General features: G+C 73.9%; 6 protein-coding genes. 2 read left to right on the top strand and 4 right to left on the bottom strand.

All coding sequences use genetic code 11. From position 1 onward, the window contains the following. Window positions 1-3,483, top strand: a 3,483-nt coding sequence (locus HCN56_RS27520; RefSeq protein ID WP_446696834.1) for an ATP-binding domain-containing protein, incomplete at its 5' end; no start/stop codon positions are given. Here HCN56_RS27520 and HCN56_RS15575 read toward each other — a convergent pair. The 4 genes from HCN56_RS15575 to HCN56_RS25830 all read right to left on the bottom strand — a co-directional run bounded on the left by HCN56_RS15575 (window position 3,438) and on the right by HCN56_RS25830 (window position 9,285). Beyond that, window positions 3,438-4,634 (bottom strand): M20 metallopeptidase family protein, encoded by a 1,197-nt coding sequence (locus tag HCN56_RS15575; RefSeq protein ID WP_312871250.1) that lies wholly within the window; start codon window positions 4,632-4,634, stop codon window positions 3,438-3,440. The genes HCN56_RS27520 and HCN56_RS15575 overlap by 46 nt on opposite strands. A gap of 260 nt (window positions 4,635-4,894) precedes the next feature. Continuing rightward, window positions 4,895-5,734, bottom strand: coding sequence for a S1 family peptidase (locus tag HCN56_RS15570; RefSeq protein WP_167971567.1), 840 nt, complete (start codon window positions 5,732-5,734; stop codon window positions 4,895-4,897). A 283-nt stretch (window positions 5,735-6,017) separates the two neighbouring features. Beyond that, window positions 6,018-7,430: an FtsW/RodA/SpoVE family cell cycle protein gene (locus tag HCN56_RS15565; RefSeq protein ID WP_167971565.1), complete on the bottom strand. Its 1,413-nt coding sequence runs from the start codon at window positions 7,428-7,430 to the stop codon at window positions 6,018-6,020. A 220-nt stretch (window positions 7,431-7,650) separates the two neighbouring features. Beyond that, on the bottom strand, window positions 7,651-9,285 hold the full coding sequence (locus HCN56_RS25830) for a metallopeptidase domain-containing protein (RefSeq protein WP_209312782.1): 1,635 nt from the start codon (window positions 9,283-9,285) through the stop codon (window positions 7,651-7,653). 557 nt (window positions 9,286-9,842) lie between these two features. On the opposite strand from HCN56_RS25830, the gene HCN56_RS15555 reads away from it, so the two are divergent. Then, on the top strand, window positions 9,843-10,856 hold the full coding sequence (locus tag HCN56_RS15555; RefSeq protein ID WP_167971563.1) for a sigma-70 family RNA polymerase sigma factor: 1,014 nt from the start codon (window positions 9,843-9,845) through the stop codon (window positions 10,854-10,856). Window positions 10,857-11,218 lie beyond the last annotated feature (362 nt).

The raw sequence follows: 11,218 nt of genomic DNA, 5'->3' as shown, positions 1-11,218 counted from the left end.
GTCCGGCTGCAGCGCCGGAAGCCGATGCAGCCGGACGACTTCCTGCTGCGGGAGCTCCAGCGCTCCCGCGGCGGGAGCATGCGCGACATCGTCGAGACGATCCGGCGCGACCAGATGGAACTGGTCACCGGGGCGCCCTCGGACATCCTCGTGATCCAGGGCGGGCCCGGCACCGGCAAGTCGGCCGTAGGCCTCCACCGAGTGACCTGGCTGGTCAACAACGACCACTTCAAGGCCGTCGACATCCTCGTCATCGGACCGCACCAGCGGTTCCTCGACTACGTCGGCCGCGTGCTGCCCACCCTCGGTACCCGGGACGTCAACGCGGTCCAACTCGGACGGCTCTGGGACGGGGAGATCTCGGGGACCGACTCGCCCCGCGGCCGGCTGGTCAAGTCGGACGAGCGCATGGCGGCCGTCCTGCGCAGGCGGGTCGAGCACGATCACCGCCCCGAGGCCCTCGACGACCTCACGGTCCCACCCGCCTACGAGGGGGACGAGCCGGCGGTGGTCATCACCGCGGGCAGCACCACGCTGCGCGTGCCCCGGTCCACGGTCGTCGATCTCCTCACCCAGGCCAGCGACAGCGGCGCACCGTACCGCGAGCGGCGCGACCGGTTCCGCGGGCTCCTCGTCGACCGCCTGCTGCAGGAGCTCGCCGACATCGCTCCACGCCGCGGACAGACCGGCACCATCCGGCGTGACCTGGAACGCAACCGCCGAGTGGAGCGCCTCGTCGACCGCGTCTGGCCGTCCCCGGGGCCTCGTGAGGCGCTGCGCAGCCTCTACGACTCCGCCTCGCTGCTGGCGGAGTGCGCCGAGGGCATTCTCGACGAAGGGGAGCAGCAAGCCCTGCTGCGCAGCCGAGCCGCCAGTGCCGACGGCGACCGGTGGACACTCGACGACCAGGTCTGCCTGGAGGAGCTACGGGCGCTCATCACGGGGGAGACTCCCCGGAGGTACGGGCACATCGTCGTGGACGAGGCGCAGGACCTGACCCCGATGCAGGCCCGCGCCCTGCGGCGCCGATGCGCGGCCGGCGGCTCCATGACGGTGCTGGGAGACCTCGCGCAGGCGACGGGGCCGCACACTCCGGCGAGCTGGGACCGTATCGGCACGGCCCTCTCCGACCAGGGCGACTGGCGCGTCGCCGAACTCACCACGAGCTACCGCGTCCCTGCCGAGATCATGGAGTTCGTCGCTCCGCTGGCGCATGCCGTCGCGCCCTCGGTGGCATCGCCCCGGGCGGTGCGGGAGGTGGGCGCGGAAGCGGTTCGGATGGTGCCGACCGAGCCGTGGAAGCTGCTCTCCGACGCGGTCGAGCACGTGACGCGACTGAGCGGGAGCAGCGACGGCAGCACCCTGCGCTCCATCGCGGTGATCGTCCCCGACGACGTGGGCTGGTTGGACGAGATCAGCCGCCGTATCGACGAGAGCGGCGCGGTGGCCGAGTCGGGGCGCGAGCACGTGGCGGTCCTCGCGGCATCCCAGAGCAAGGGGATGGAGTACGACCACGTCCTGGTCGTGGAACCGGCGACCATCGCCGATCGCGGGCCGTCCGGACTGCGGCAGTTGTACGTGGCGCTGACCCGGAGCACCCAGAGCGTCACCGTGCTGCACACCGCGCCGCTGCCGGGCGCGTTGACACCGGGTGACGACGAGAGCGCGGACCAGCGGCCCGTCCGCCCCGCGGACGAACCGGTGGCCGAACTGCCCCGGATCGGGACCGACGTGCGGGTCGAGGTCGTGGACCGCGCGCCGGGGGGCCGTTACAAGGTCCGACCGTTGGCGCCGGCCATCGACCGGTCGCTCGTCCTTGCGGTCCGCCACGGATCGGCGGCGCCCCGGAAGGGCGACCGGCTCGACTGCTGGGTGTTCGCGAACGAGACCACGCAGACCGTGCTCACCGCGGACCGACGCGGCCGGTCGCCCGTCTCGGAGCGGATGGCGGGGCGCTACGTCGCGGCCCTGGACGTGCTGAACGAACTGGCCGAGCACAACGGGGAGGTACCCGACGCCCGTGCGCGGCTCTCCGAGCTCCAGTCCATGGCCAACCGGGTTCTCCGCCGCGACCAGGCCGACTGGGTCGACGTGTTCCACCTCTTCGGTGATCCCGGCCGCGAGCACGTCACCGAGCTGCGCGACCTGGCGTCGGCCACCGGGCGCGCCCTCAAGGACGCCACCCTGGACCACTCCGCGCTGCGTGACGAGCTCGAGGCCTCCGGGTGGGCGCCGCTCCTCGCCGCGGCCAGGGCGGACCTTCTGGGGCGGCAGTACGCAGAACCGTCGGACGCCGAACCGTCGGACGCCGAAGCGCCCGACACCGCAGCCAGGACCGCGGCCGATGACGACGAGCCGCCCCGCGGTGAGGAGGCGTCCACGCCTGCAGGGCCGCCCACGGGCGGCCCGGGCCCGACCGAACAGAAGGAAGAGGCCGTGACCGAGTCCCAGGAAACCACCACCGATGCCGCGACCCCGGTGCCGGAGAGCCTCCTGCGGGAGCTCGGGGAGGCGGCGGCAGCCGACCGGACGTGCCGCCGGCACGAGGCGGTGCGTCACGCGCTGACGGCATCGCTCTACTTCTCCGACCTGCAACCGGTGGATTCCCCGGTGATCGACGTCAGCTGTGTCTCGGCGAGCGGGCTCGTGCTCTACGAGGTCATGGCCGCAGGCCGCACCAGCTACACGGACCTCCGCTCGGGGGCGGTCCGGCTTCGGGAGATCAACCACACGTTGCCCGCCGCGGCGGAGGCGCTGTACCTCGTCCTGCCCGAACCCCCCTACCGAGAGCTGGGCTGCGGAGACCGTGCGCGAGGTCCTCGGCGTCCACGTCATCTGGCACACCCAGCAGGGCTGGGACGGCCGGGAGCCGGGGGTGCTCGCCGGTACCACCGTCTGACGCGACGGCGGGGGCGCCGTGCGGATGCGGCGCTCGGCGGGCGGGCCTACCGTGCGATACATGACGACGAGCGACGGTGGTGGCCTCGATCTCGCCGTACGGCGGGTGTACGAGGAGCCGGCGGAGGACGACGGCGCGCGTGTGCTGGTGGACCGGCTGTGGCCGCGCGGTGTCTCCAAGGAACGCGCGCGGCTGGACGCCTGGCCGAAGGAGTTGGCTCCCAGCGACGACCTGCGCCGATGGATGCACGAGGACCCCGACGGCCGCTACGACGAGTTCGCCCGGCGCTACCGGCGGGAGTTGGAGGCCGACGCCGCGGCCTCGGCCCTGGCGGACGTGCGGGACCTCGCGGGGCACGGGCCGGTAGCGCTGCTGACCGCGGCCAAGGACGTGGAGCACAGCCATGTCCCCGTGCTTCTCTCGGCGTTGCGCGAGGCGTGAGCCTCCTGCGGCCCGGCGCTCTCGTGACGGAAGCGGTGGCGGGCCCGCGGGGAGGCCCGGCGCCGCCCGACCGCGGGTCGGGCGGCGCCGGTGCGGGTCACGCGGGCGTGGCCCCGAGGCGGCGGGTCGCCAACTCCGCGTAGAGCGCGGCACCGTCGGCCAGCACGGCGTCGTCGAAGACGGCCAGCGGCGAGTGGTTGTTGGGCACCGCGGTGTGATCGGCGTCCGGCCGGGCGGCGCCGAGGAAGACCATGGCGCCCGGCACCTCGGCGATCACCCGGGAGAAGTCCTCCGCGCCGAGGATCGGGTTGGTCTGCGGCGTGTACCGCTCCTCGCCGTGCACCTCCCGTACCGTGTCGGCGACGAACTCCGCCTCCGCGCCCGAGTTGACCGTGACCGGGTACTGCTCGTCGAAGTCGACGTCCACCCCCAGGCCGTGGGCGGCGGCGATGCCGCGGCAGACGCCGACCGTGCCGTCCTTCATCGTTGCCAGCGCCTCCGCGGAGAACGTCCGGACGGTCGCCACGAACGTGGCGTCGTCGGGGATGATGTTGGAGGCCGTGCCCGCGTGGAACGTGCCCACCGTGAGCACCACCGGCTCGAAGACGCTGAAGGTCCGGCTGATCCAGGTCTGCAGCGCGGTGACCATCTCGCACGCCGCCGGGATCGGGTCCTTCGCGCGGTGCGGCGCCGAGCCGTGGCCGCCTGCGCCCTTCACGGTCACCGTCAGCACGCTGGACGCGGCGAGCAGCGGGCCCGCGCGCGTGGTGAACACCCCGCCGGGGATGTCGGCGGACATCACGTGCAGCGCGTAGGCGGCCACCGGGCGCTCCCCGGAGGCGTCGAGGACGCCCTCGTCGAGCATCCGCCCGGCTCCGTCGAACCCCTCCTCGCCCGGCTGGAACATGAAGACGACGTTGCCGGCGAGCTGTTCGCGGTGGGGCGCGAGCAGGCGTGCGGCGCCGGCGAGCATGGTGGTGTGCAGGTCGTGGCCGCAGGCGTGCATCCGGTCGGCGGGCGCGGCGTAGTCCAGCCCGGTGCGTTCGGTGACGGGGAGCGCGTCCATGTCGCCGCGCAGCAGGACCGTCGGCCCCGGGCGTCCGCCGCGCAGCACGCCGGTGACGGAGGTGACGGCGTCACCGGTGGTCAGCTCCAGACCGAGGCCGTCGATCGCGCCGAGCACGGCCTCCTGGGTGCGGGGCAGTTCGAGGCCGATCTCGGGGATGCGGTGCAGGTCGCGGCGGAGTTCGACCAGCTCGTCCGAGAGGGACCGTGCGTCTTCGCGCAGGTTCACGGGGTGCTCCTTCCGGTTGGGTACCGGACGGGCGCCGGCCGGGATGCGCGGGCGCCGCCGGAGCGGTGATCGTAACGTCAGGACACCGGTGCCGACCATGGTGCGGGAACGTTCGGTCCCCGGGCGTCGGCGTCCGCCTGCCTGCTGTGACCTGCGGGTGGCCCGCCCCGTGCGCCGGTCCCGTGGGGCGGTCCGACCGCGCCCGCCCGCCCACGGGCGCACGCGGCGCGGGTCGGTGACCGCGCCCCGCGCGCCGTGGCTCAGATGAACGGCACCACGCCGTACTGGGCCAGGATCGGCTGGATGGGCAGGTAGAAGGTGATGCCGCCGCTGGTGCAGTTGCCGGCGCCTCCCACGATCAGGCCGACCACCCGCCCCGTGTTGGCCGCGACCAGCATCCGGCCGGTGTCGCCCGTCTCCGGGCAGAGCGAGGCGCGGCTGACCCCGGGGAGTGTGCCCTGGGGGAACGCGACGGTCTGGTTGTGCGCCTGCACCGTGCCGCAGGTGAGGCCGCTGGTCGGCCCGGCCTTGCAGATTCCGGCACCCACCGGCAGCGCGACGGGGGAGCCGACCCGGATCGTTCCGGTCGGCGTGGCCAGGTGCGGCGGGTAGGAGCCGTTCCCGTTGTACTGCACGAGGGTGTACGGGGTGGTGGGGAACGGCGAGGCGGTGGTGCTGCTGCCCACGGGAACGGTCAGCGCGCTGTCGGCGAACCACTGCGTGGTGCCGACGGGGTGGCCGCACGCGCCGTGGATCAGGCCGTGGGGCGTTCCGCCGGCCCCGTAGACGTTCATCGCGACCGGGCACGGGCCCGCGGTGGAGTGGAGCTGCGTGCCGCCGATGACGGTGGGGGCGTTGGCGGGAGCGACGGTCCCGCTCTCCGCACCCGGGGCGGACCGCGCGGTGGGCTGCTCCTGCTGCACGGTGGCGATGGCGGTGGGGCCCGGGGCCGCCGTGGCCGGAGCGGCGGTGAGCGAGAGGGCGGCGATCGCGGTGCCGGCGGCGAGCACGAGGGTGGTGCGCAGTGAACGGCGTGCGCCGGTCCGGCGGCGGGAGGTGGGCGGGCGGAGTTCGGGGGCGGGGCGGCGGGCAGGTCTCATCGTCTCTCCGGGGTGGGGGAGTGGAGCGCGGCGAGTGAGCACCGGGCGGCGGGTGAGCCGACGGTTCGGGCCATTGTGCGAACGCCCGCCCATGATCGGAAGACGCCGTGACGAGGCAGTTGATGCCGCCTCGCCGCCCCGTCGCCACCCGGTCCCCACCGGCAACGGCAGCCCCGCGGCGATGCCCTCCCGCGCGCGGCCGGCCGTCCGCCCCGCCCGCGCCGACCCGGCGCCGACCCGGCGGTGCCCGCCGGTGCGCGGCGGTGCGACCGGCAGCGGTCGGTCAGACCCGGATCGCCGGCGTCAGAATGGTGGCGTTGCCCTCCGGCATGGTCGAGGCCTTCCCAGAACTGTCGCTGACCTTGATGAGCAGTGCCACGAGCAGCCAGTTGGCGACGGTCGACGACCCGCCCTGCGCGAGGAACGGCAGCGCCTTGCCGGTCAGCGGGATCAGGCCGGTGACCCCGCCGGCGACGACGAAGACCTGGAGCGCCAGCACCGAGGACAGCCCCAGCGCCAACAGCTTCCCGAACGGGTCGGTCGAGGCCATGCCCGCGGCCAGCCCCCGCCAGATCAGCAGCACGTAGAGGAACAGCACCAGCGTGACACCGAGCAGTCCCAGCTCCTCCCCGACGGTGGCGAGGATGAAGTCGCTGCGGCCGGCGAAGCCGACGAGGTCGGAGTGGCCCTGTCCGAGCCCGGTCCCGGTGAGGTCGCCCGCGCCGAAGGCGAACAGGGCCTGCGCCGACTGGTCGGAGATGATGCCCGGCGGCCGTTGGTCCTCCGGGAGGTAGATCGCCATCGGGTCGAGCCAGGCGGCGACCCGGGCCTTGACGTGGTACTGCGTCGCGGCGACCACCGCCGCGCCGCCGACCGCCATCAGCCCGCCCAGCACCACCCAGCTGGTCCGCTCCGTCGCGACGTACAGCATGAGGATGAAGGCACCGAAGAAGATCAGCGAGGTGCCCAGGTCCCGCTGGTAGAAGAGGACGACCAGGCTGACCGCCCAGACCAGCAGCACCGGCCCGGCGTTCCGCCCGCGTGGCAGCGCCAACCCGAGGAACCGCTTCCCGACCAGCGCGAGCGCGTCGCGGTTGGCCATCAGGTAGCTGGCGAAGAACACGACGATCATGACCTTGACGAACTCGCCGGGCTGCACCGAGAGCGGCCCGAGCGTGATCCAGCGCTTGGCGCCGAACGCGTCCGCGCCGAAGAACGCCGGAGCGATCAGCAGCAGCATCGCCGCCGCCATGCCGAGATAGGTGTAGCGCTGCAACAGCCGGTGGTGCCGCAGCAGCGCGACGACCAGGACCATCAGCCCGACCCCTATGACGGTCCACACCGCCTGGTTGGGCGCGACCGGCACCGCCTGGTACGTCCCGGAGTAGCGGACCGCGTAGGACTGGTCGAGCCGGTCCATGAGGACGAGGCCGAGGGCGCACAGCAGCACCGTCACCGGCAGCAGCACCGGGTCCGCGTGGCGGGCGAAGCGGCGGACGGCCAGGTGCGCGGCGAGCGCCGACCCGCCGAGCATCGCGGTGTAGGCGGCGAGCCCGGACGGCAGTTCGTCGTGGACGGCGAGTCCGGCGGCGGCGTGGCCGAACACACCGATCAGCACGGCGAGTACGACCAGCACCAGTTCGGTGTTCCTGCGGTGGGAGACCCACCGCGCGACCTCGTCCGTCGCGGCACTCACACCCGGTTCCCCCAGCCCTACGGCGTCCAGACGCCCCGGCCCGGACGCCGCAGGCAATCTAACAAGCCGCAGCTGCTGCCGGGGGTACTCCGGCCGCCCGCCCCGGCCGTCCGGGCAGCCCGCCCGCCCGGACGGCCGCGGTGCGTACGGGTGCTGCGGACGGGCGGTGCCGGGGTGCGGGCTGCTGCCGGGGTCCGGCTCCCCACGGGCCCGGGGCGGTTCACCACCGGGTGACGCGCACGGTGTGGCGGCCGTCCCCGTCGGCGGCGGTCACCTCCACCGAGACCCCGGCCTCCTCGTCGTGGAAGGTGTCACCAGGCCGGTGCGGGGCGTCGCTCAGCCCGGGGGTGACCTGCGGGTCGGGGAGGGCGAGGCAGCCGTCGCTGCCCGGGGTGGCGTCGACGACGCGCACCGGGCCCTCGCCGCTGGGCCGCAGCGTGTCCACCCGCGCGAGCAGGACCCCGGGGCGGCAGACCGCCTCGTCCAGTTCGGAGCGGACCCGCACCTCCAGCGTCAGCACCTCGCTCGGGCCGAGGGGCACGGTCACCATCCGGGTCTCCGGCGCGGTGTCGCCGGGAGCGGCGGTGAGGCCGGTGCCGACACCCGCGCCGCCGCCGGGAACGACGGCGGCCGGGGTGGGCGGGTCGTCCTCGGTGTGAGCGCCGGGGGAGCCGAGCGGAGTGATGGTGTGTTCGGTGACGCCGGGTCCGGGGACGCAGTCCACCTCGGCGTCGGTGAGCCAGCCCATCTTCCACTTGTGCCAGGCGAGGATGTCGTTGCTGGGGCCCCAGTCCTGCTCCATCACGTCCCAGTGTCCGGTGAGTTCGGGCGACGGCCCCTCACCGGTCCAGTAGAGGTCGGGCAGGCCGAAGGCGTGGCCGTTCTCGTGGACAAGCACCCGGTGGGGCGTGTGCCCGGGCTGGCTGCTCCATATGAAGCTGACGTTGTGGAGCGGTCCGGTTCCGGTGGGTATGAGCGGTCGGCCGGGGAACGACACCGAGAGCACCTTCTCGACGGCCGGCGGACCGGCGTTGGGGGCGGCGAGGACGTTGACGAGGTCGTGGGCGGAGAAGTCCACGTCCTCGGGGGCCAGTTCCACGCCGCGGCCGTCCCCGGGGACAGCCGCCGGACCCTCCGGTGCGGCCGCGGCCCCGCCGCCGGTCGCCGTGTCCGCCTCGTCGTCGGCTGCCTCGGCCGGTTCGGCCGCCAGTGGGACGGCGCCGGCTGAACCCGGGGAGTTGGGTGCAGGGTTGTCCGACCGGGGGCCCGCCGCAGTGGAGCTGTCCCGCACCGGGGTGCCGTCGGGCGGCCCCTCGCGGTCGGTGTCGCCGTCACGGCGACCGCCGTCACGGCTGTCCGCGGCGCGGTCGAGGGCGGCCACGATGTCGTGCATCAGCCGGTTGTAGCCCTGCGAGTCGCCGGGATGCCAGCCGACACCGCGGTCGATGCCGTACTCCTCGAACGGTTGCGGCATGCGCAGCCAGCCGTGGACCGGCGCGGGACGGTAGTCCAGAGCGCCGTAGGAGCTGCGGGCGAAGTACTCGGCGGTCGCGGGGAAGAACTCCGCGAGCCGCTCCTCCGTCGTGATCTCCGCCTCGGCGTCGGGGAAGTCGATGAACAGCGTCAGCGCGGAGACGGTGCCGCGCGTGGGGGAGTAGCCCGAAGGCGTCGGTATCCCCGAGTGCAGTCCGGGACCGGCGCCCGGCACCGCGCACTCGCGGGCGTCCGCCACGGAGCCCAGGACGACCGACGGGACGGCGGGCAGGGCCAGGGCCATGCCCGGCGACTGGCTCAGCGCCAGGGCCAGGGAGCCGCCGACCGCCACGGCGGCTCGGCGACCGGGTATCCGCTGCATCGGCATCGCTCCCGGGGTCGGGACCCGCGTCGGCGGGCGTTACCTCACCGTCGGGCGGGTAGGCGGCCCACGCATGCCCGGCGGGGCGTTCGGGTGGCGTCACCACCGCCACCCGCCCGCGGCGCGACGCACCGCACGTGCGCGGTGACGCGGGGTGTCCGGCGGCGCGCCGACGCCGTCGCGGCGGGGTGGACGGCGGGACGGCCTCCGGGCTGGGGCCGCGTGCCCCGTCCGTCGTGGCGCGAGTGCGACGGTCCGGTGCGACGGTGCGTGAACCTCCGGTGACCACCCGCTCGTCGGGGAAGGTGACGGTTCCGGCAACCTTTTCGGTCGCCCGTACGTCTGACAGCTGTGAGGGGCGGTCCGGCGGCACGGTGACGGGGGCGTGTACGTGGGCGATGGCGGGGCAGGGTACTGCACCAGACGAAAAAGATGAGCGACTTGGGAATTCTGTCGCCAACTCCGTCGTTGATTCGTTACGGATGTGGGGCGCGCAGGGGGTGTCATCCCTTCGCCTTCACGGCCGTGTCAGTCCGATCACTCGCAAGGGAGCAGGTATGGCCATCCGTGCCGTCGCCCGCCAGGAGGGCGCACAGAGCGCCGCCGCTGCGAAGGGCAGTGCGCGGTCAAGGGCAGAAGGGGACGCTACCGAGCGTGACCTCGTGGGCATGTATCTCGACGAGATCGCCCGTACACCGCTGTTGGACGCCGCCCGTGAGGTGGAGCTCTCGCTCGACATCGAGGCGGGGCTCTACGCGCGGCGCGTGCTCGACGGCGACGAGGAGCCGGTCGAGGGCGGCCCGGTGGCCGGCGCCACCCGTGAGGAGCTCGCGGAGATAGCCCGGGCCGGCGACCGCGCCAAGGACGTCTTCATCCGCTCCAATCTCCGGCTCGTCGTGGCGGTGGCCCGCCGCTATCCCCGAAGCGGACTGCCACTGCTCGACCTCGTGCAGGAGGGCAACGCCGGCTTGGTCCGTGCCGTCGAGAAGTTCGACTACAGCAAGGGCTTCAAGTTCTCCACCTACGCCACCTGGTGGATTCGGCAGGCCATCACGCGATCCATCGCCGACCAGGCGCGCACCATCCGGCTCCCCGTCCACCTCGTGGAGGAGCTGGGCCGTATCCGCCGTGTGCAGCGGGAGTTCAACCGGGAGCAGGGGCGCGAGCCCGACTCCCTGGAGATCGCCGAGGAGCTCGGCTCGAAGCCCGAGCGGGTCCAGGACGTCCTGGACTGGGCGCGGGACCCGGTGAGTCTCAACATGTCCGTCGACGACGAGGGCGAGACCCAGTTCGGTGACCTCCTGGAGGACACCTCCGCCGCCTCACCCGAGCAGTCCGTCATGGTGATGCTCCGCCGCGAGGGGCTCGACGACCTGATCGCGCGGCTCGACGGCCGCACCGCCTCCATCATCCGCGCCCGCTACGGCATGGAGGACGGTCGGGAGCGGACGCTGACCGAGGTCGGCAAGCAGCACGGTCTGACCCGCGAGCGCATCCGCCAGATCGAGAAGAACGCCCTCATGGAACTCAAGCGGATGGCCGGCGACACCGGCTTCGACGCGGCGGCCTGACCCGCCGTCCGCCGGAGTTCGCGCCGAGCGGGGTGGTGCGGCGGGTGCGGACAACCGAACCCCGGCCCGGCGGGCGCCTGCCCGCCGCCGGAGCAGTGACGAGCGCGGTGGCGCCCGACCGGCCGAGCCCGGTGCGGGCGCCGCCGCGCGTCTGTTTCCGGCCCGATCGGCTACGTTCCGCGCTCGATGCACTACGTCCCGCTGATGCGCCGCCGGTGTGCCGGTCAGCGCGGCGCGTGGCGCGGTGGGCGCACGCCCGCGTGCTGCCGGGGAGGGGTGCCGCCGTGCGGGGGCGGTGCGGGGGAGTGCGGGGGTGTCGCCACTGCTGACCGGCGGGGGGGGGGGGGGGGGGGGGGGGGGGG

The sequence above is a fragment of the Streptomyces lonarensis genome (assembly GCF_012033735.1).
Classification (GTDB): Bacteria; Actinomycetota; Actinomycetes; order Streptomycetales; family Streptomycetaceae; genus Streptomyces; species Streptomyces lonarensis.
This window is presented reverse-complemented; position numbering and strand designations above follow the sequence as displayed.